Here is a 21,423-nt window from a genome sequence, read left to right as displayed (position 1 = left end):
TGTGGATGAGATGGCCGTATTCTGCCCGTCGATCCGGGGCAACCGATGCCCCGGGCTGACGTATATCAATGCTGCAGGACAGCATGAGGGGTAGATTGGCGTCACTTGGCAAGGGCTTTCATCCTGCGGGCTGAGGAGGAGACGACATGACACGGATGACAAAGATCGCGAAAGAGGCCCCGGTGGCAAAACCGCGGGCGCCGGGCTGTGCCGCGCCCGAGGCGCAGGAAAAGCACCGCGTGCCGCATCCCTATCGCGATCTCGACCGGATGAGCCGGGCGATGATGGCGCGCTACACCGCCGGGGTCTCGCCATTTTCCATGCTGGAAGCCTGGAACGACTGGGCGCTGCACCTGAGCCGCGCCCCGGGGCGCCAGATCGAGCTGGCCGAAAAGGCGGTCCAGAACACGTTCAAACTGACCGATTTCGCGATTCACAAATCCCTCAACACCCCCGTCGAACCGCCGTTCAGCCCCTCGGCCTATGATCATCGTTTCACATCGGACAAATGGACCGCGATGCCCTATGCGCTGTGGCAGCAATCGGCGCTGGCGACACAGGATTGGTGGGAGGATGCCACCGCCGATCTGCGCGGGGTCAGCCGGGCCAATTCCGACCGGGTCGGGTTCCTGATCCGGCAGATGCTCGACGTTTTCGCACCGTCGAATTTCCCGGCGCTCAACCCGGAAATCCTCGACGAGACGATCAAGCAGCGGGGCATGAACCTGATCGAAGGCCTGCGGCATTATGGCGAGGATCTGTTGCAGACCCTGTCCCAGACCCCCAAGAAAGTGCCGGAAGGGTTCGAGATCGGCAAGGATCTCGCCGCAACGCCGGGTCAGGTGATCTACCGCAACGATCTGTTCGAGCTGATCCAATACAGCCCGACCACGGAAACGGTGCAAGCCGAACCGGTCCTGATCGTGCCGGCCTGGATCATGAAATATTACATTCTCGATCTCTCGCCGGAGAATTCGCTGATCCGCTATCTGGTGGGACAGGGCTTTACGGTTTTTGCCATTTCCTGGTGCAACCCGGTGGCCGAACAGGCGGATCTCTCGCTCGAAGACTACCGCAAACGCGGCGTGATGCAGGCGCTCGATGTGATCAATGCCGTGGTGCCGGATCAGAAGATCCACGCCACCGGCTATTGTCTCGGCGGCACGATCCTGTCGATCGCGGCGGCGAAAATGGCGCAGCTGGGCGATACCCGTCTGGCCTCCGTCTCGCTTTTCGCGGCCCAGGTGGATTTCTCCGAAGCCGGTGAGCTGTTGCTGTTCCTCGACGAGAGCCAGGTGGCGTTTCTCGAAGACATGATGTGGGCGCAGGGCTATCTCGACCGGCCGCAAATGTCGCGCGCCTTCGCCTCGATCCGGGCCGAGGACCTGATCTATGCCCGTGCCGTGCGGCGCTATTTCCTCGGTCAGGAAGACCTGCCCTCCGATATGCTGGTGTGGAACGACGACACCACGCGGATGCCGGCGAAAATGCATTCAGAATATCTGCGCGGGCTGTTTTTGGAAAACCGGCTCACAGCCGGGCGGTTCTGTGTCGAGGACCGGATCATTGCCTTGAAGGATATCTCGGCGCCGATCTTTGCCGTCGGCACGGAAAAGGACCATATCGCGCCGTGGAAATCGGTCTACAAGCTCAGGCTTTTCACCGAGACCGACATGAGCTTCCTGCTCGTCGGCGGCGGCCATAACGGCGGCATCGTCAGCGAGCCGGGACACCGGCACGCGCATTACCGGCAGGGCCATTGGCCGAAGAGCGCGCTCTATGAGGCGCCGGAGACCTGGCGCGATCACACCGAGGTGCAGGACGGGAGCTGGTGGCCTGCCTGGATCGACTGGCTGAGACAGCAATCCTCGGGGTCTGTCGCGCCGCCCGCCATGGGGGCCGAGGCGTTGGGCTACCCGCCGCTGATTGCGGCACCGGGACGCTATATCCACCAGCGTTGAGAGCAACAGCAGGCCTGCCGCCCCGGCAGGTTCTCGTGGCGTCAGGTCGGGTCCGCGGGCTGGTGGCTCTTGTCGATCAGGGCGAGCAATTGTGCCTTGGAGACGGGTTTCGAAAGCACCGCGTCCATGTCTGCATCGAGATAGTGCTGGCGTTGTTCGGGCATCGCATTGGCGGTCACGGCGACGATATAGCTGCGCGCCCCGCCACGGGCGTCTTCGAGGGCGCGGATTTTCCGTGTGGCTTCGACGCCGCCCATTTCCGGCATCTGGATATCCATCAGGATGATGTCGAATGCGTTGTCGCGCACCCTGTCCACCGCCTCCTGCCCGCTGGCGACGGTCTCGATCCGACCGGCAACATCGGTCAGGAATTTTTCCAGAATGAGCCGGTTCGTCCGATTGTCGTCGACCACCAGCACGGTATCGGGCCGGGCGCCGGCGACCGGCGGCGAGAGAGGGTCGGACGGGACCGGTTCCGCCGGGGGGGCCTCAGATGCGGTAAGTGGCAGCAGGATTTCGAAACAGGCGCCCGCGTCCACATCGCGGATCAGACTGAGCTCGCCGCCCATCTGTCGGCACAGTTGTCGCGAGATCGAGAGCCCCAGACCGGTCCCGCCGAATTTTCGCGTGTCGCTGGCATCCGCCTGTTGAAACGGCAGAAAAATCGCCTCACGCGCCTCGGCCGGGACCCCCGGTCCACTGTCGCTGACCCGAAGGCGGAGCATGCGGCCATCCGCGCTGGCGGCGGCATGGATCGCGACACCGCCGGCCTCGGTGAATTTGATGGCATTGGACACGAGATTGTGGAGCACCTGGCGAAACCGGTGATCGTCACCGGTGATGATCTCGGGCAGGTCCTTCTCAACGGTTACGGTGAGCGCGAGCGACTTGCCCATGGCGCTGGCCGAAAACAGCGCCCGTGCCGCCTCGATCGCATCTCGCAAGACGAAGGGGCGGGTGTCCAGAACGATTTTACCGGCCTCGATCTTGGACAGATCGAGCACATCGCCAATGGTGGTCAGGAGCACCTGGCCGGATTCTTCGATCACTTCGACATAGTCGCGCTGGTCCTTGTCCAGCTCCGTCTCTCCCAGCAGCGAGGCCATGCCGAGAATGCCATTGAGCGGCGTGCGGATTTCATGGCTGACATTGGCCAGAAAATTCGATTTCGCGCGATTGGCGGCCTCGGCATCGCTGAGCGCCTTGCGCAGGGCCTCGGCTGAATGTTCGCGTTCGGTGATGTCGATCAGCGAGATGACCCAGCCCAGAAGCGGGGTTTTGGTCCGGATCGGGCTTTCGATCGGCAAGGCACGCGGGTCGAAGATGCGCCCCCCCAACCGGATCGGCTCAGCAAACCCTTGTATGCCATTCTCGATCAGACGGTGCAGGTTCGGCCCGATCTGGCCGATCTGGTCGAGCTCGTCACCCGGTCTTGGCAGGTTGGTGCCAAACGCGGCTTTGGCGGCGGGGTTCGCCCCGACAAAGCGCCCGCCGGCATCCAGCAGGATCACCGGGTCCTGGCTGGCATAGAACAGCAGATTCCGCCCCTGCGCCGCGGTATCCATCATCGTATTGTTCAGCAACAGCCAACTCAGAGCGATGAGAGAGACCGCAAACATGAAAGGTGTCGGATCATAGCCGAAAACCGTGAAGCCCCCGAGCACATAGCCGAGATTGGCGGCCAGCGGCACGATGGTGATGCTGAACAGCACGCCGAGGAACGGTCGGATGACCTTTCTCGCCTTGAAAAAGGCATAGCCCAGCACGCTCAGCGTACTCATGACAAAGATATAGAGACAGGAGGCCACGGCATAGAACAGCGGCCCGTGATCGAAGACGACATAGGAATTCCCGTCCTCGGTCACCAGCCGGGTATCGGTGCCGTAAAGCAGATGGGTCTGGCTGTTGGTGAGGGCGATGAGCCCGGCAATGCCCGGCAGGCCGATATAGAGCAGGAGCCGCAGCGGTTGCCGGCGCGCGCTGGTGTTCATCGTGTAGTCGAAGACAAAGAAGGTCCAGGCGATGGGAAGCAGGGTGATCCCGGGCCAGGCGATCAGCGACCAGCCCACCTTGCAGCTTTCGTTCTGCGAACCGAGATCGAACAGCGCCGTGAACAACCACCACAGCATCGCCAGCAGGGTCAGCACAAAGGCCGGCTGACCGGCAAAGCGATTGTTGCGCACGACCCAGACCAGCACCAGACAGCACACCGCCCACAGGCCGGCAGCGGCGGCGGCGGCGAATGTCAGGTCCAGATCCGTCAGGCACTCCATGCTCTACTCCAGGACAGGACAATTGACATGGCAATTGCGGCTTGGGGCCCGGCGCAGCGAAATCATATGGTGGGTCCTCCGGGTCGACACCGACAGATTTCTATTGGGACAAGCTCGCTGTTGTTCCGTCGGTGACGGCAAGGCTACAAGCCGAAGACATTGAAAACAAGGCGTAAGTTTCCGCGTGTCGCGAAAACGATAATCCGCAAACCCACCCTCAGCCTGGCCGGAACACCCGGCGCCGATCGGTGCGGCAAACGCCTCGGGCACCGGCCGCCCCCAAAGCCACGGATATGCTTGAAAAAGAGCGGCAAAATCACCGCCCAATCCCCACCAGCACGACAGCCTCGGCCATGACAAGACGCGTCTGGAGCTGAACACATGATGCTGTCGGGGAAAAGTGGCAGTCCGTAGGGGAATCGAACCCCTCTTTCCAGGTTGAAAACCTGGCGTCCTAACCGATAGACGAACGGACCGCGCTTGGTGTGAGCGGTGTTTATGCAAAGCGACGGGGCGGCGCAAGAGGGATTCTGCGTGAAATGCAGATTTCCGTTGCAAGGGCATCTTCGCGCCGGAAACCCTCCGGCTCAGCGCCCCACCTGCACCGCGGGCAACTCACCGACATTGCCGTCATGGACCAGCGGATCAAAGACCGTCGCCCTGCCCCGGCCGTCATATTTCGAACTGTAGAGCGCCAGATCGGCATCGTGGATCATCCGGTCGGCATCCGGGTGATCGTAGAAATCCGTGGTGGTGATGCCGATCGAGCCGGAAATCCGGCATTCGGTCTCTTCATAGGGTACCGGCTCTTCCAGCCGGGTGATGATCCGCGCGGCCAGATGATAGAGGTGATCGTGTTCGACGATCTTGTTGAAGATCAGGATGAACTCGTCGCCGCCGACCCGCGCCACCATATCGTCGGTGCGGGTTTCCTCCGACAGGATTCTCGCCACCTGCTGCAACACGGCATCGCCGGCGGCATGGCCCAGGGTGTCATTGACCGATTTGAAGTAATCCAGGTCGAGATGCATCAGGGCAAAGGGTACGCTGGACCGCAGCATCCGGGCCAGGACGTGATCCATGGCACGACGGTTCTTCAACCCCGTCAGCGTATCGGTAAAGGCCTGTTCCTCGGCCGCCACCTTGGCGCCCTGCAAGCGCGCGTTCAGCTGCTTGGTCTCTTCCAGAACGGCGGATTTCGCCTCGACCAGATAGAGCATCTCGATCGCCAGATCGGTATGGGCGAAATCGCCCGCGGTGAGGCGATAATTGGCCACCGCGTCGACGATCGAAATGCCGAAAGACAGGTTGAGGATATTCACCTTTGCGGCGGGGATCGCCGCCGCCATGCCCTTGAGCGGGGTCGAAATCCCGGATTGGAAATTCAGATAGAGTTTCGTGCCCAGCGGGATCGGATCATCGCCACTCCCCCGACCATTGTCGCGGATGGTGAACACTTCCGTCACCGGCCTGCCGATCATGTCCTGGGCCGGGCGCAGTTTGGCCAGCGTCGGCCCGACAAAGGTGATGACCCCGGCATTGTCGAACACCAGGCTCATCGGCATGAAGGCAATCAACGCAGATGGATCAAACTCGAAACTACTCACACATCACCTCCGATTCGCTCGGACAGTTCAAAGGCGCGGCCTTCGGCATAAGCGGTTTCGAGGAGATTGATGGTGATCACCTCCTCGCCCGAATCCATCCAGCCCTGATGTTCGAGAAACACCAGCGCGCCGTAATCGTCGGCCATCGCCCGCATCACCCCGACCATCGCATAGCCAAAGCCCGGCATGGCGCTCGAACAGCTCAGCCGGAATGTCCCGTCCTCGACATGTTCGACGCGAAGCGACGGCATATCGAGATCGGGGAGCGCCAACCGGGCGCGCCCCTCCAAATCATTTAAAGAATAGAGAAATTCCGTGAAATTCTCGCCCCCGAACCGCAGCAGACGGCGGATCGCCTCGACATTGGGATGGGACACGAGATAGGTTCCGAGATCCTCGAGAAAGGTCTCGACGGGCTTGTGCAATTGCCGCGCGGCACGCCCCAGCACATCGAGGGTAATCTGATCGGGATAGCTCAACATGGCCTCGAAATTATCGAAGCCAAGATCCGCATTTTGAGCCACTTTTTCCCAAACATGCACGCCGTAAGTGTCGCGCATGAAACATTGGATAGCTCGGTTAATCATACCATGCATGATCGCCATGCCTCCCCGATTCATCTGCCCGGAGTGTTACGGACTCACCCTTAAGAAATTACCAACCTGACCGGTCAAACGCCGTTCCACAGGTTTAAATTGTGCAGGATTTTCGGCATTTTTGCCGGATCGGAACCAATCCCGCCATAACGCTCCCATGATGCCCGTGACGCCCATGTCACCCGGACACCTCGCGCCCCGGCAGAGCCGCGTTCAGAGGTCCTCCCCGGCCAGCCAGCCGGGCAACTCGGCGATGCTGTTGAGCACCGCCTGCGCCTGTGGCGCCAGTTCCGCCGCCCCTGCCACACCGGTCAGAACCGCAAGGCTTCGCATCCCGGCGCGCCGCCCTGCGATCAGATCGTGCAGGCTGTCGCCCACCATGAGACAGCGCTCGGGCAGCACGCCCAGACGCTCTGCCGCGCCGAGACAGGGGCCCGGCGCCGGCTTACCACCATAGCCGCTGTCATAGCCGACCACCGTCTCGAACAGGTCCGACACGCCCATCTGACTCAGATGATCCGCCCCGGCGCTTTCGAAATCATTGGTAACGACGGCCAGCCGAATCCCCTGCCCGGTCAGGCGTTCACAGGTCTCGCGCAGCCGCAGCACCGGCACCGGCCGGAAGGCCGCCGGGTCCGGGTCGAGCCAGGCGGAGATCTCAGCCGCGCTCACGGCGGGAAAGAACGGCTGCAACACCACCACCGCCTCCTCCGGCGTTCCGGCGATCACCGGGCTGTCGAGGGCGAATCTCTGTCGGTCATGATCGAATCCCAATGCCGCGGACACCGCACGTCTCAATCCCGCATCCGGGCCGCAAATGCGCCCGATCACCCCGGCGGCCCAGGGCCCCCAGCTGCTCTGGAAATCCATCAGCGTGCCGTCCTTGTCGAACAGCACCGCCGTGATCTCGCGCCGGCTTGTCGCGCTCATGCCTTGCCTTTCAATCACTTGCCCAGTGTCTGCCCGGTGTGTGCCCACTGTTTGCCCCGCGTTCACCCGCTCTCGTCCGCCGCCGGCTCAGGTCCAATGGATCTCCGCCCCACCCGGAAGCGCCTGTCGCGCCCGCATCGGATCATGCGGATCGAGACCGGTCGCCGCGGCACAGGCGTTAACCCATGTGTCATCCATTGCCACAAAGTCTAAGACCGCGGTAAGGATTTCGATCTCGCCGGCACGGGCCATCAGCTCTCCGGCGGAAATTCCGCTAGAGCCCAGAAAAACAAGGAATATTTCCTCGTCTGAGGCGAGCCACCCCAGCACTTTGAGGGCGATCAACTCGGCGGATTCTTGCTGCATCTGTGGACATCTCCCTCAGGTCAGAAACGGATTTTTAACCATTACTGCCTTACTTATTAATCAAACAGATCACTGGCACCATATCGCAAACGACGCAACGAAAACCAGGGCATCACACCAGCGGCATCACAGCCAAGGCACCAAAACCAAGACCGGGCGAACCCCGGCGAAACCGTAGTCAAAGAGGACGTCAATGGCGGGCAGCATCCTGATCGCAGACAATGTACCGACCAACCGGATCATCCTGAAGGTCAAGCTCGCATCGGCCTATTACGATGTGACACAGGCACCTTCGGGGGCCGAGGTGCTTGCGCTGGCACGCCGCATGCGCCCGAACCTGATCATCCTCGACATGGACCTTGGCGACATGACCGGGTTCGAAGCCTGTGCCGAGCTGAAATCCGATCCTGTGACCACGCATATTCCGGTGGCGATCATCACCCCGGCGCAGGACAAGGAAGCCAAGATCGCAGCACTCAAGGCCGGGGCCGACGAATTCCTGACCAAGCCGCTCGACGAGCTCACCCTCACGGCCCGCGTCCGCGCCCTGATGCGCGCCTCGGCCACCTCCGAGGAACTGCGCCGCCGCAACGAGACCTCGCATGCCCTGGGCTTCAACGAGGCGAGCAACCTCTATGACCATCCGGGCAAGATCACCCTCATCGGCAGCACGACCGAAGAGGCGATGTCCTGGCGCGCCGGGCTCAAGGGCATGGTCAGCGATCAGATCTCCATCGAACGCGCCGATCACCTGCTCGAGGCGATCTACCATGGCGATGTCGCCGATCTTTATGTCATTTCGGCCCAGGCCGGCGGCTCGAGCGACGGGCTGCGGCTGATCTCCGACCTGCGCGCCCGCGAACAGACCCGCAATGCCGGGATCGTGGTCGTGCATGGCGCGCAGGACCGCAAGGAAGCGCTGATGGCGCTCGATCTCGGCGCCAATGACCTGATCACCCGTGGTGCCGATCCGGAGGAAATGACCCTGCGCCTGCGCACCCAGATGCGCCGCAAGAAAGATGCCGATCTGTTGCAAATGACCCTCGACGAGGGGCTGCGTCTGGCCACCCGCGACAAGCTCACCGGGCTGTACAACCGTCATTACGCCATGCCGCATCTCGAAAAGATCGCCGCCGAAGCGCAAGAGACCGGCCAGCCCTATGCGTTGATGTTGATCGATATCGACCGGTTCAAGGCGGTCAACGACACCTATGGTCACGCGGTCGGCGACGCGGTTCTGATCGAGGTGGCCGAACGGCTCCGGGACAACCTGCGCGGCATGGATCTCGTTTCCCGCTTCGGCGGTGAGGAATTCCTGATCTGCATGCCGATGACCTCGCTGATGGAAGCGCGCATGGTGGCCGAACGGCTGCGCAGCGCGATCTGCGCCCACCCCGCCACGGTCACTCCGGAGGGCATTCCGGTCACGGTCTCGGCCTCGATCGGTCTGGCCATGGGCGGGACGCCCGGCGGGCGGGCCTCGGCCACCGACCGGCTGTTGGATATCGCCGATCAGGCGCTCTACGGGTCCAAGGCCGATGGCCGCAATCAGGTCACCTTGGGCGGCTCCTGCGCCGCCTGATCTGCCCGCCGCAATGTCACAAACGCAAACGCCCCGGATCATATGATCCCGGGGCGTTCGCACTTTTCCTGCACATGGATCAGAACCAGTTCGGCGATCAAAACCTGTCCGACGGTCTCAATCGTCTCTCGGACCGGCGCCCGGTCCGCGCGGGCCACCATCGGCCGGCGCCCCCTGATGCGGGCCGCGTCCCATCGTCGGCGGGCGTTTGAGCATCTCTTCGAGCCGCAGCGCATAGGCCTGACGCGCCTCCGGGCTCATCGCCGCAATCTGATCCACCACCAGTTGCGCGCCGATCTCCTGCCGTTCCGAGAATTGCCGTTGCTGCTGTAACAGCACGGAGCCAAAGGCCCCGGCATCGAAAGGTTCGGTCTTGAGCGTGGTCAGCATCGCGGCGAACATCTGTCCGACCTCCCGACGCGCCTGCATCGGATTGCCGGCGGAACGGGCGAAGGCCCGGCCCAGCGCCCTGCGCTGATCGGTTTCAAAGGCCCCGACGAAAGGCCCGAAGCCGAAATCCCGCGTCTGCAGGGCACGGGCCCGGTCGACGGCGGCGTCACGCCGCAGCGCCACACCGCCGACCACCCCGACCACCGCCAGGTTCAGCGCCAGCGAAGCGACGAGCACGACCCGGCTCCAGCGGATGCCTTTCTTGCCCTCGGTCTTGCCCTCGGCTTTGGCCTTCTCCGGTCCGGCTTTCGGCGCACCGGTTGATTTCAGATCGTCCGTCATTCTTACCCTTCCGCCGCCAGATCGTAGAAGCTCGGCACGAAGGCATCGAGCACATATCCCGAAGACGTCATGTCAGAGCGGGTTTCGGCGCTGAGCACCACGCTGCCGTCACTGCCAGCGCTGTAACCGCCGATGCTGTAACTGCCGCCATAGCCGTCGAGCGCCAGGCTGGTGACCGCCGCGGGCGCGCCCAGACCGATCCCGAGCCCCGCCACACCGGCCGTGGCCAGACCGGCCACCGTGCGCCAACCGCCCAGCGCCGCGACCATGGCCGCGATCAGCGGGTGGCGTTGCGGTTGCGGCCGCAGGCTCTCGATGCGGGCACGTTCCGCCGCCGCGCTGGCCGCGATCTCGGCCTCGGCATCTGCCATGATCCGCGCCATCAAATCGGCCGACGGCATAGCGGTTTCCGCCCGCGCCTCGCTGAAAAGCGCGTCCAGAGCCTGATCCGTGAGCTCATTCATCCGTTTGTTGTCACGATCCGTCATCTTCGAACCCCAATATCTTGCGCTGGGAGGCCAGAGCCTTCGCCAGTGCCCTCTTGCCCCGGGCGGTCAGACTTTCGACCGCCTCGACGCTGATTTCCAGAATCTCGGCAATCTCGGGATTGCCCAGACCTTCGATGTGACGCAACACCACCGCCTCGCGTTGTCGATCCGGCAGGCTGGCAAGCGCCGTTTCCAGCGCATCGAGCCTCTGACGCTGCATCAGCACCGCCTCCTGCGACGGGCGCTCGTCCTCCGGCTCGGCGATCTCGTCGAGCCCGGTGCCCCGCGCCTTGCGCAGCCGGTCGGTGCACAGGTTGGTCACGACGCGGTAGAGCCATGTCGTCACCTTGGCCTCGCCCTGACGCCAGTCCGGCGCGATTTTCCACAGCCGGAGCATGGCTTCCTGCGCCACGTCCTCGGCCTCGGCCCGGTCGCGAAGCATCCGTGCGGCATAACCCAGAACCTTTGGCGTCAGACGCATGGTCAGAGCCCGCGCAGAGGCCGCATCCCCATTGCCAAAGGCAATCAGGAGGGCTTCGTCCGAGACATCATTGAGGGCGTCGAAGGGCATGGTCATCACCGGTTCTGCGTAGCGCAATCGCACAGACAGGTCCATATGGCAGGTCCGTCACGTCCATGGTCGGGGGCCGTGGTCCCCGACCGGTGTCTTTCATCGGCTCAGTTGCCGCTGTCCTCAGGCGCATCTTGCGGCGCAACCGGCGCCTGCTGGCCATACATCGGGCCATAGCCCATCATGCCTTGCTGGCCATACATCGGCGCATTGCCCTGGCCGTACCCCATCATGCCCTGTTGGCCGCCCATCGGGCCGTAGCCCTGGCCTTGACCGTAGCCCTGACCATTCATCGGACCGTAGCCCATGCCCGGCATCTGGCCCGGCATCTGGCCTTGCGACCCGAAACCCTGGCCGCTCATCGGACCGTAGCTCTGACCATAGCCCATGCCATTCATCTGGCCGTTCATCTGGCCATAGCCCATGCCCGGCATCATCTGACCGCCCATTTGCGGCCCATAGCCCTGCCCGTAACCATAGCCCTGACCCTGCATCTGCCCCATGCCGCGCTGACCGCCCATCATGCCGGGATGCCCGCGCATCTTGCCTTGCATCATGCCCGGCATTCGGCCCTGACGGCTCATCTGTGCCAATTCGTCCTGGCTCAGGGCACCGTCACCGTCGCGATCGAGCCGCGGCAGGATCATACCGCCCCCCGGGCCACGCATCTCTTCGGCGCTCAACAGCCCGTCACCATTCTGGTCGCGGGTCTGGATCATCGAGGTCGCACGGTCCATCTGACGCTGCACGCGCCGCGCTTCCTGATGGGCGTAGAGTTCCTCGGCATCCACCTGACCGTCGCCATTGGCGTCGATCTCGGCGAAATTCGCGGCACGGAACGCGTCGATCTCGTCTTGCGTGATCTTGCCATCTTCATCGGCATCGACGGTGGCGAAATCGAATTGCGGACCAAGGGGCATCATGCCGCCACGGCCGCCCATACGCGCCTGTCCCTGCCCCGCAGCCACGGCGGCGGCGGACGTTCCCAGGATTGCAATCAGCGCAACGGCGGAAACAATCGATTTACGTGTCATGGTCTTTTCCTCTTTAAAGCATATCTAAGGTTACCCTTGCACGATCCGTCTCGGGGAGCGTCTTGCCGGAGCCCTCAGCCCCCCTCGCGCCGTGCTGTTATGTTCTACAAACGTGCCAGGACCGGTTTTCCGTCGCGTGCCACAGGGTAAAATGCCGCTCACGGTTACGTGACCATAGCCTCAGCGCTGGAAACATGTCACAAAAAGACCAAATAGCCGCGGAGCCTGTCGCCAGCGCGACATCGGGACGCACGGACAATCCGCGCGCTGTTGCCCTGACGAGGAGACAGGGTAAGCCAAAGCTGAATACGCCACGCCAAACCCGCACAAGAGGTGATGCGCACATGACTGATATGACCGAGGGCTTTTGCGCCCCCAAAACCACATCGACCACATCGACCACCACACCCGGCGATGGTGAGCGCGAGTTGCGCCCCGCCCTGATGCGCGGCTGGAAACGCCGCTGCCCCTCCTGTGGCGGTGGTCCGATGCTCAAGGGCTATCTCAAGGTGCGCGACGAATGCCCGGTGTGTGGCGAGGCGCTGCACCACCACCGCGCCGATGACGGTCCGGCCTATCTGACCATTCTGATCGTCGGCCATCTGATGGCGCCGCTTCTGGGCTTCGTCTTCATCGAATTCCGCCCCGATCCGCTGGTGCTGGTGGCGCTGTTCTCCATCGGCACGGTCGCGCTGTCGCTGTTCCTTCTGCCCCGGCTCAAGGGCATGATCGTGGCCTTTCAATGGGCCAAGCGCATGCACGGGTTCGAAAACGACGACTGACGTGGCGGCGCTCCGGGAGCGTCAGAGCGGCTTTTCGTAATGAATGCGCCTATAGCCGTCGCTCTCGCCGCGATGGGTCTCATGATAGCCGAGCCGCGGGTAGATCGCCTGCGGGCCGGTCATCACCGCATTGGTATAGACCCGCATCAGCCGGGCGCCCTCTACCCGCGCTCGATCCTCCACGTGCTGGATCAGGCGCTTGGCTATGCCGCGGCCCTGTGCAGCCTGTGAGACCGCGAGCACATCAAGCATCACCGCCCCGTCCGCTTCGACATAGCTGTAGATCACGCCCAGAAGGCCAGACCCGTCTTCGGCCAGGCTCACCCGCCCGGAGGCAATCAGCACCGTATAATCGTAGAGCGCCGGTGCCGGCGGCTTGCCAATGAGCGGCGTGTATTGCGCAAAGGCACGCTGCACCAGATCGGTCACGGCCATCGCGTCCTCTGGCAGTGCCCGTCGCAAGATAGGGTCGATCTTTTCACTCATCCGCACAGTCATCCACGGCAGCGAACGCCTCGGCAAGGCCGCGTGATAGGTCCAGAGCTGCCCGATTATAAGGCCACACCGCCCGCGCAACGGCCCTGTGCGCGCCTCCCAGCCCTGCAACAAATTGACAGCTCCCGCGGGCAGCTCTTCAATCGGGGCACAGCAACAGAAAGGCCCCCATATGTCAGATCACGCCACAGCGGATTTCCCGATGCTCGACCTTGCCGAATTCCTTGCCGCCGATGCCGCGGGCAAGGCCCGGATCGGCGCCGAGGTCGATCGGATCTGTCGCGAGACCGGCTTTCTCGCGGTCACCGGTCATGGCGTGCCCGACACGGTGATCGACGCACTCTGGGCGCAGGCGCGCGGCTTTTTCGATCAGGCCCCCGACGCCAAACACAGCGTCGCCCCGCCCCCGGGCGGTCCCTATGGCTATCTCGGCCCGGGCACCGAAGCCCTGGCCAAGTCGCGCGGCGAGGACACGCCACCGGATCTGAAGGAAAGCTTCAACGGCGGCCCCGCCGGCATTCCGGAAGGCGAGACCGACCCGGACGCGCTGGCCTTTTGCTATGCGCCGACGCCCTTTCCCGACCTGCCCGGCTTCAAGGAAGCCTGGCGCGGCTATTATGCCGAGATGGAGGCCCTCGCCGCCAGAATCATGGAGGTCTTCGCCGTGGCGCTCGATCTGCCACAGGGCTATTTCGCGCCCTTCATCTCGACGCCGATCTCCGGCATGCGGGCGCTGAACTACCCGGCCCAGGACAAGGCGCCGGAGGACAAACAGCTCCGCGCAGGCGCCCATACGGATTATGGCTCGCTCACCATCCTCTTGCCGGAACCCGGCTCGCGCGGGCTCGAGATTCTGACACCCGAAGGCGACTGGAAAGGCATCCCGCCGGTGGACGGCGCCTTCGTGATCAATATCGGCGATCTGATGGCGCTCTGGACGGCCGGCCGCTGGACCTCGACCCTACACCGCGTCGTCACCCCGCCGGACTGGGCCACCAGGCGCCGCATGTCGATTGCGTATTTCCATCAGCCGAACTGGCATGCCGAGGTGGCGCCGCTGTCGGGCGAGGCCGCAGAGCCAGTGATCTCCGGCCCCTATCTGATGAACAAATTCGCCGCTGCGAACGGCTAGGCGCGCACACAGCGCCCCAATCACGAAGGAGCCCCGCCTCAACCAAGAGACGGGGCTTTCCCACCATGGCCCCCTCAGGCCATTAACATCGATCCTATCACATTCTGCCGTTTTTGCCACGCCGAGTATCCGGATGCAGCGCCGTGCCGAGGATGTGATCGCTCTTGTGCACCACATGGCCGGCATTGCCGACGATCAGCGGGTCCGGTTCGCCGATCAGCTCGTAATCCTTGTCCGGATAGTCGATGGTCGACAGGAAATGCTTCATGCATTCGATCCGCGCGCGTTTCTTGTCATTCGACTTGATGATCGTCCAGGGCGCATCGGCGGTGTCGGTATAGAAGAACATCGCCTCTTTCGCCTCGGTGTAATCGTCCCATTTGTCGAGAGAGGCCTTGTCGATCGGCGAGAGTTTCCACTGTTTCAGCGGATCGTTTTCCCGCGATTTGAACCGGCGCAGCTGTTCCACACGGGTGACCGAGAACCAGTATTTGTAGAGATGCACACCCGAGCGCGTCAGCATGCGCTCGAATTCCGGCGTCTGGCGCATGAATTCGAGATATTCGTTCGGGGTACAGAATCCCATCACCCGTTCGACGCCGGCACGGTTGTACCAGGACCGGTCATAGAGCACGAATTCGCCCGAGGTCGGCAGATGTTCGACATAGCGCTGGAAGAACCATTGCCCGCGCTCCTCATCCGTCGGCTTGTTGAGCGCCACGACCCGGGCGTGCCGCGGGTTCATATGTTCCATGAAGCGCTTGATCGTACCGCCCTTGCCCGCCGCATCGCGCCCCTCGAACAGAAGCACGAATTTCTCGCCGGTCTCCTGCGCCCAGAGCTGGGCCTTCAGGAGTTCCGCCTGAAGCGCCACCTTGGTGCGCTCATATTCCAGCCGCGACATCTTCTTGCGATAGGGATATTTTCCGCTCTCGAATGCATCGCGGATCTTGTCCGGGGTCACCGTCGGAAAATTGCGCGTCCCGCCATGCACCGTCGCCTCGCCAACCGCCGCATCTGTCTTTGCCGCCTCTGCCTTCGGCGCGGCAGCCAGATCATTGGCGGGTTGCCCCTTTCCAGAGGTCACGGAAGTCTCGGGCGTGGCGGCGGGGGTTTTCGGCGTCGTCATACGGGCATATCTCCACTGATGGGCAAAACGGGTCTTGTCATATCCCTGTTACACCAATTTTCTTTCCCCCGCGTTGATCTGGGGCAAGAATGTCGCGAGCCCCTTCGCGCCAAACCGACCGCGGTCTCCAGGCCTTAGGCGGGCTCCGCACACACGACCAGACCACACGATCTGATCACAAAAATGCCTGTTTTTTAAACACTCCCCCCGCACACAAGGAAATTGGTTAACTTATCTTAACACCTAACACTCGAATCGGGTAATTTCGTTTCGATTAACAAGTCATTCAGGGAACAAGTGATATGAAAGCACTCTTTATCTCGGCTGCAATTCTTGCCTCCGCGACGGCGGCAAATGCCGCGACACTCGATTTTTCCGGAATTCAGGGCTTCAGCACCGGCTCGGCTTACGTGCCCGGCGGCGCCACCATCACCCATGAAAGCGGCGGAGGGATCTTGGCCGGCCCCGGCGTAGCCGGTCACACTGATGGGTTTTGCTTCCTGACCTCCAGCTATATTTGTGAAGCTGGCGGCACCATGGCATTCGACACGGCGGTCACCAATTTGACCTTCGACATTGACGGCGCCGCCCCGACCTATGACAGCGTCGAGATTTTCGCCTATCTCTCCGGCGGGCTGGTGTCCTCCTTCCTCTACGATTCCGGCGATCAGGGGGTCACGGATTTCTCGAGCTATGTCCTCGACACGCTGGTCTTTGTCGACAGTTCCACTGCGGCAGGTGTCGGCTATTCGACCTTCTCCTTCGACATCGCAGACATCCCGGCTGTGCCGCTCCCGGCTTCCGCTCTGCTCTTGCTGGGCGCCGTTGGCAGCATGGGGGCGCTGCGTCGCAAGCGCAAAGGCTGACACCGTCCCAAGCTCCCCCCTCAGAACATCGGGCCGAGACTTGCTCTCGGCCCTTTTCTTTGGCCTGAACGACAGGCAAAAGCCCCACCAGCACGTCAACAGCTTGCGCCTCGGGCGCGCGGATGGTCTAATCCTTGACCAAAGCAAAACAACCAAATCAGAACAGTCCGAGAATCGAGCGCGAAATGTCCAATGACCTGCTGGGCGCAGCCCCTGACGATTATGATGCCTCTTCCATCGAGGTGCTCGAAGGCCTCGAACCCGTGCGCAAACGCCCCGGCATGTATATCGGCGGCACCGATGAGCGCGCGCTGCATCACCTCGTCGCCGAGATCCTCGACAACTCGATGGACGAGGCGGTCGCGGGCCATGCCAACCGGATCGAGCTCATTCTCCACGCCGATTATTCCGTCACCGTGACCGACAACGGACGCGGTATCCCGATCGATCCGCACCCGAAATTCCCCGGCAAATCCGCGCTCGAGGTGATCCTCTGCACGCTGCACGCCGGCGGCAAATTCTCCGGCAAGGCCTATCAGACCTCCGGCGGTCTCCATGGCGTCGGCTCCTCGGTGGTCAACGCGCTGTCGGATCTGATGGTGGTGCAGGTCGCCAAGAACAAGGAACTGTTCGAACAGCGCTTCTCCCGTGGCATCCCGCAAGGCCCGGTGGAAAAGATCGGCGCCGCCCCGAACCGGCGTGGCACCTCGGTGAAATTCCACGCCGATGAGCAGATCTTCGGCCATCACCGGTTCAAACCGAAACGCCTCTTCACGCTGGCGCGCTCCAAGGCCTATCTGTTCTCCGGCGTCGAGATCCGCTGGAAAAGCGAGATCGACGATGGCGAGACGCCGACCGAGGCGACTTTCCATTTCCCCGGCGGTCTGGCGGATTACCTGACCGAGAGCCTCGGCAAATCCTCGACCTATTCCGAGCGGCCCTTTGCCGGCACCGTCGAATTCGGCCCGCGGTTCGGCACACCGGGCAAGGTCGAATGGGCGATCAACTGGACCCCGGCGCGCGACGGGTTCATCCAGTCCTATTGTAACACCGTGCCCACCCCCGAGGGCGGCACGCATGAGAGCGGCTTCTGGGCCGCGATCCTCAAGGGGGTGAAGGCCTATGGCGAGCTGGTCGGAAACCGCAAGGCCAAGGACATCAGTCGCGACGATCTTCTGACCGGCGGCTGTGCGCTGGTATCCTGTTTCATCGCCGATCCGGAATTCGTCGGCCAGACCAAGGATCGCCTCGCCACCACCGAGGCCGCGCGTCTGGTGGAAAACTCGGTCCGCGACCATTTCGACAACTGGCTCGCCGCCGACACCAAATCCGCCGGGGCCATCCTCGATTTTCTGGTCCTGCGCGCCGAGGAACGCATGCGCCGGCGTCAGGAAAAAGAGACCCAGCGCAAATCGGCGACCAAGAAGCTCCGCCTGCCCGGCAAACTGACCGACTGTACCTCGAAAGACCGCTCCAACACCGAGCTGTTTATCGTCGAGGGCGACTCGGCCGGTGGCTCTGCCAAGGGCGCGCGCAAACGCGAGACACAGGCGCTCCTGCCCTTGAAAGGCAAGATCCTCAACGTCTTGGGCGCCGCTTCGAACAAGCTCACCTCGAATGCCGAGATCAGCGACATTTGCGAGGCTCTGGGCGTCGGCATGGGCACAAGGTTCAATGTCGAGGACCTGCGCTATGAACGCATCATCATCATGACCGACGCCGATGTCGACGGCGCGCATATCGCCTCGCTGTTGATGACCTTCTTCTACACCCAGATGCGGCCGCTGATCGATCAGGGCCATCTCTACCTCGCCTGCCCGCCGCTCTACCGCCTGACCCAAGGCGCCAAACGCGTCTATTGCATCGACGAGGCGGAGCGCGACATGTGGCTCGAGAAGGGCTTGGGCGGCAAAGGCAAGATTGATGTGTCGCGGTTTAAAGGTCTTGGCGAAATGGACGCCAAGGATTTGAAAGAGACCACGATGGACCCCGCCACCCGCAAACTCATCCGCGTCACGATTGATGAGGACGAGCCGGGCGAAACCGCAGATCTGGTGGAGCGCCTGATGGGGAAAAAGCCGGAGTTGCGGTTCCAGTATATTCAGGAAAACGCACGGTTCGTTGAGGAATTGGATGTGTAGTTAGGGTTCTCGAAAGTATTACTTTCGAGAAGGGGGGATGAATTGACTGGATATGACAAGTGCATACGGTGCCGAAAACAGCCATCGATTAAGAATAGTCACGTTATCCCTAGGTTTGTATTCAAATGGATGATCGAGACGGGCGGCACCAAATATCTGAGAAACGGAACCGCCCCAAACAAAAGAATTCAAGACGGCTTCAAACTTCCGTTGCTTTGCTTAGAGTGCGAAAGAGAGACAAGCGTTGTTGAAAATCGATTTTCACAGCAGGTGTTTATTCCTTCAGTAACCGATCAATCGCTCCCTAAAAAACTAGGCCTAAATGAGTATAAATTCGTAGCGAGTGTACATCATCGTGTCCAAGCGTATTTCTGGCGCAATACACACACACCGTCTAAGTACAGCAACCAAGAACGAAAAGACTTACAGAAGTCAATCTCGCTACTGCGGCTTTTTCTTGTTGGAAAGAGACATAGCGTTATGCCAATGCAACTATTCCTGTTGCCATTTGGCTTAGGCGAGTTCTCAAATGTACGCAATATGCCCGCCAATTGGCATCGCTATATTCGCCGTCATATGGAAATGGACATCATTATATCAGAACGCGGCAAACTATTTGGATCATACTTCAAAATTGGACCATGGGTCTCATTTTGTCTGATCAAAAATAGCGCCCAACCATGGGTTGGTGCAGAATTGGGGCTGCGTAGTACAAAAATCGGTAGCACCCGGGTGATCCTCCCCCCCTCTGTTCAAAATTTTCTCCGGGATAGAGCACAAAACGCCAAAAAAATTGTGGATAGCATCTCTCAAAACCAACAAGAAAAAATTGGTCTCGCGCTTATGGAGGCGGACTTTTTAGTCGCTGGCCGTCCTATGTTCGAAGCAATCGAGGCTGATGTACATACATTCGGGGCGGCTGCGCTAAGAGATTAACCCCAAGCATCCCGCCTGGGGGGGGCGGGCAGGATGCTTGGCGATTGCTTTGCAATCGCAAGGGCACCCGGGTTTCAAGGAAATCAGACGGTCGCGCCCGTGGCTCGCAACCTGCCCAATGCCACCCCTGTGCACCAAACCACGCCCTCTTCCCCGCCCTCTGCGACAACCGCAGAATGGCGAAAATCCCCGCTTTTCCCGGCAATCCTTCGCCACCCCACGGTCCCGTGAGGTGACCTGTGATCACAGCATTCCTATCTTCGGAGGTATCGTTACGAACGGCCATAAGGAGGCCAAGATGACCACCAAGCAAACAACGCATCTGTCCCGTCTGGGCAAACCCGTTCTGATCGCCCTCGCGCTCACCGCCGCCGTGCCGGCGCTCGCCGCGCCCAATGGCAACAATCAGGGCCGCGGCTGGGGCGTCGGACAGATCCCGCCCGGGCATCAGTACAAGGCCCAAAAGCAGGCCCAGAACCAGTACCGACATCGGCATCAGTACCGCCACCGCACCGGAGACACCCTGCCGGATGGTTATGTGATCCTCAGCGATTACGCCCCCTATCGCCTGCCCGATCCGGGTCAGAACCGCTATGCGATCTCCGGCGACACGATCTACAAGATCGCCCGTGACGCGGCGGTCGTGGTCTCGGCCATGGGGATCTACAACAACCTGACGGCGAACTGACGCCCCCGTCTCCGCCCCCGGCGACGCGGCTTTTGCCGAGCGCCGGGGGCCCATCGCCTGCCCGACAGGCCACACCTCTGGCCACACGACAGGCCACACAACAGGCACGTGACTGGTGCCCGGCACGTGCCCGACAAGTGTCCGACGCAAAGCCGACGCAAATCCGACAGGCGTCCAAGCCCCGGATCGAAAGATTTTGACCATCCCCCGCCCTGTCGCCATAGTCCGGCCATGGCGCGTTCCTTTGACACTTTCGACCTGATCGAGGCCCAGCGGCGGCTCGTGGCGCTGATGCAGGCGCGCCCGCATCTGGGCGCCCGTCTCACGGTCCGCGAGACCTTGCAGACCTATGATCAGCGCGCCGTGTTCGACATCGACTGGGACGGGCAACGGGCCATCGCCAAGCTCATATGGCATGACAATCGCGCCCCCGCCGTATCGCAGCAATCGGCGGCGCTCAAACGCATGGCGGCGCGGCTGACACCGCCCGCTTTTGTGCCCGAGGTGCTGCATATCGCGCCCAAGGCCGGGCTTTTCATCATCTCCTACGCCGAGGGCGAAACCGCTCTGAACCTTATGAAAAAGGCCGACAGAGCCACCGCCGAACGGGTTGTCGAGGCGGCTCGGATCTGGCAGGAGGCGGCCACGAAAGAGCGTCACATCGCCCCCCTGCCGCGCGCCCGGATCGCCCGCCAGATCGCGGCGCTGCCCACCAATGAGGATCCCCTGACCCGCTGGCTGCGCGCCCGGCTCGACGCCGCACCGGAGGCGCTCACCCATGTGCCCGGTCACGGCGATTTCTGGTCCGGAAACCTGATTCTGGACGGTGATCGCATCACCGCCATCGATCTCGGGCCGCAGCAGCAGATGCCGTTGATCAACGATCTCGCGCGGTTTGCCCGCAGCCTGCTACAGCATTGCCCGGAGGCGCAGAACACCCCGCCCTGGTCCTCGGACCTGCTCGCCCCGCTGCTCTCCTTGCTGGAAACCGAGGAGGACAGGAACAGTTTTCCGCTGATCTACGGTGTGGAACTGGCGCGCTGGCGGGCCGGTCTCGTCGACATCCACGACGCCGATCCCATGGTCACCGCCCTGCTGTCGGCCTGATCCGCGA

At 62.1% G+C, this 21,423-nt stretch carries 20 protein-coding genes and 1 tRNA gene; 9 read left to right on the top strand and 12 right to left on the bottom strand.

The window, feature by feature from the left end; genetic code table 11:
- The first annotated feature begins 146 nt into the window (after positions 1–146).
- Positions 147–1,961, top strand: a complete 1,815-nt coding sequence (locus tag BM151_RS00295) for a PHA/PHB synthase family protein (RefSeq protein ID WP_218151311.1) — start codon at positions 147–149, stop codon at positions 1,959–1,961.
- A gap of 41 nt (positions 1,962–2,002) precedes the next feature.
- Here the strand turns inward: BM151_RS00295 and BM151_RS00290 are convergent, their stop codons facing one another.
- The 6 genes from BM151_RS00290 to BM151_RS00265 form a co-directional block, all read right to left on the bottom strand.
- A complete protein-coding gene (locus BM151_RS00290) occupies positions 2,003–4,234 on the bottom strand; it encodes a histidine kinase N-terminal 7TM domain-containing protein (RefSeq protein ID WP_090055457.1) in 2,232 nt (743 codons plus the stop codon).
- A gap of 401 nt (positions 4,235–4,635) precedes the next feature.
- Positions 4,636–4,710 (bottom strand) — tRNA-Glu (locus BM151_RS00285).
- Between the two features lie 111 nt (positions 4,711–4,821).
- The gene (locus BM151_RS00280; RefSeq protein WP_245781055.1) at positions 4,822–5,841 is read right to left on the bottom strand and encodes a GGDEF domain-containing protein; all 1,020 of its coding nucleotides are present in this window, start codon (positions 5,839–5,841) and stop codon (positions 4,822–4,824) included.
- A complete protein-coding gene (locus BM151_RS00275) occupies positions 5,838–6,437 on the bottom strand; it encodes a heme NO-binding domain-containing protein (RefSeq protein WP_090059006.1) in 600 nt (199 codons plus the stop codon). Before BM151_RS00275 ends, BM151_RS00280 begins: the two co-directional genes overlap by 4 nt.
- Positions 6,438–6,650: 213 nt before the next feature.
- Positions 6,651–7,367, bottom strand: a complete 717-nt coding sequence (locus BM151_RS00270; protein ID WP_090055455.1) for an HAD family hydrolase — start codon at positions 7,365–7,367, stop codon at positions 6,651–6,653.
- Between the two features lie 87 nt (positions 7,368–7,454).
- Positions 7,455–7,733, bottom strand: coding sequence for a DUF3572 domain-containing protein (locus tag BM151_RS00265; RefSeq protein ID WP_090055452.1), 279 nt, complete (start codon positions 7,731–7,733; stop codon positions 7,455–7,457).
- 193 nt (positions 7,734–7,926) lie between these two features.
- Here BM151_RS00265 and BM151_RS00260 point away from each other — a divergent pair, with 193 nt between their 5' ends.
- Positions 7,927–9,315, top strand: coding sequence for a diguanylate cyclase (locus tag BM151_RS00260; protein WP_090055448.1), 1,389 nt, complete (start codon positions 7,927–7,929; stop codon positions 9,313–9,315).
- Between the two features lie 117 nt (positions 9,316–9,432).
- Here the strand turns inward: BM151_RS00260 and BM151_RS00255 are convergent, their stop codons facing one another.
- The 4 genes from BM151_RS00255 to BM151_RS00240 all read right to left on the bottom strand — a co-directional run bounded on the left by BM151_RS00255 (position 9,433) and on the right by BM151_RS00240 (position 12,140).
- Positions 9,433–10,047 (bottom strand): periplasmic heavy metal sensor, encoded by a 615-nt coding sequence (locus tag BM151_RS00255; protein WP_090055445.1) that lies wholly within the window; start codon positions 10,045–10,047, stop codon positions 9,433–9,435.
- 2 nt (positions 10,048–10,049) lie between these two features.
- On the bottom strand, positions 10,050–10,535 hold the full coding sequence (locus tag BM151_RS00250) for a hypothetical protein (RefSeq protein ID WP_090055442.1): 486 nt from the start codon (positions 10,533–10,535) through the stop codon (positions 10,050–10,052).
- A complete protein-coding gene (locus tag BM151_RS00245) occupies positions 10,522–11,112 on the bottom strand; it encodes an RNA polymerase sigma factor (protein ID WP_090059003.1) in 591 nt (196 codons plus the stop codon). The genes BM151_RS00250 and BM151_RS00245 overlap by 14 nt, the downstream gene beginning before the upstream one ends.
- Positions 11,113–11,213: 101 nt before the next feature.
- The gene (locus tag BM151_RS00240; protein WP_090055438.1) at positions 11,214–12,140 is read right to left on the bottom strand and encodes an EF-hand domain-containing protein; all 927 of its coding nucleotides are present in this window, start codon (positions 12,138–12,140) and stop codon (positions 11,214–11,216) included.
- 353 nt (positions 12,141–12,493) lie between these two features.
- Here BM151_RS00240 and BM151_RS00235 point away from each other — a divergent pair, with 353 nt between their 5' ends.
- The gene (locus BM151_RS00235) at positions 12,494–12,922 is read left to right on the top strand and encodes a DUF983 domain-containing protein (protein ID WP_090059000.1); all 429 of its coding nucleotides are present in this window, start codon (positions 12,494–12,496) and stop codon (positions 12,920–12,922) included.
- 21 nt (positions 12,923–12,943) lie between these two features.
- Here the strand turns inward: BM151_RS00235 and BM151_RS00230 are convergent, their stop codons facing one another.
- Positions 12,944–13,408: a GNAT family N-acetyltransferase gene (locus BM151_RS00230; protein WP_177212976.1), complete on the bottom strand. Its 465-nt coding sequence runs from the start codon at positions 13,406–13,408 to the stop codon at positions 12,944–12,946.
- A gap of 181 nt (positions 13,409–13,589) precedes the next feature.
- On the opposite strand from BM151_RS00230, the gene BM151_RS00225 reads away from it, so the two are divergent.
- Entirely contained in the window at positions 13,590–14,549 is a 960-nt protein-coding gene (locus BM151_RS00225; RefSeq protein ID WP_090055432.1) for an isopenicillin N synthase family dioxygenase, read from the top strand.
- Between the two features lie 97 nt (positions 14,550–14,646).
- Here the strand turns inward: BM151_RS00225 and ppk2 are convergent, their stop codons facing one another.
- On the bottom strand, positions 14,647–15,678 hold the full coding sequence (ppk2, locus tag BM151_RS00220; RefSeq protein ID WP_245781054.1) for a polyphosphate kinase 2: 1,032 nt from the start codon (positions 15,676–15,678) through the stop codon (positions 14,647–14,649).
- A gap of 302 nt (positions 15,679–15,980) precedes the next feature.
- Between ppk2 and BM151_RS00215 the strand changes: the two genes are divergently transcribed.
- The 5 genes from BM151_RS00215 (at position 15,981) to BM151_RS00195 (ending at position 21,416) form a co-directional block, all read left to right on the top strand.
- Positions 15,981–16,544 carry a VPLPA-CTERM sorting domain-containing protein gene (locus tag BM151_RS00215; protein ID WP_090055429.1) on the top strand — a complete coding sequence of 188 codons (564 nt, stop codon included), beginning with the start codon at positions 15,981–15,983 and terminating at the stop codon, positions 16,542–16,544.
- 185 nt (positions 16,545–16,729) lie between these two features.
- Entirely contained in the window at positions 16,730–18,685 is a 1,956-nt protein-coding gene (parE, locus tag BM151_RS00210; protein WP_090055426.1) for a DNA topoisomerase IV subunit B, read from the top strand.
- Between the two features lie 129 nt (positions 18,686–18,814).
- Positions 18,815–19,621, top strand: coding sequence for a hypothetical protein (locus BM151_RS21355; RefSeq protein WP_143093004.1), 807 nt, complete (start codon positions 18,815–18,817; stop codon positions 19,619–19,621).
- Positions 19,622–19,919: 298 nt separating this feature from the next.
- Entirely contained in the window at positions 19,920–20,309 is a 390-nt protein-coding gene (locus BM151_RS00200) for a hypothetical protein (RefSeq protein WP_245781053.1), read from the top strand.
- Between the two features lie 231 nt (positions 20,310–20,540).
- Positions 20,541–21,416: a phosphotransferase gene (locus BM151_RS00195; protein ID WP_090055419.1), complete on the top strand. Its 876-nt coding sequence runs from the start codon at positions 20,541–20,543 to the stop codon at positions 21,414–21,416.
- Positions 21,417–21,423: the final 7 nt, after the last annotated feature.

It is taken from the genome of Celeribacter neptunius (assembly GCF_900113955.1).
Classification (GTDB): domain Bacteria; phylum Pseudomonadota; class Alphaproteobacteria; order Rhodobacterales; family Rhodobacteraceae; genus Celeribacter; species Celeribacter neptunius.
The sequence above is the reverse complement of the archived record's forward strand: the minus strand, read 5'-3'. Positions and strand labels throughout refer to the sequence as shown.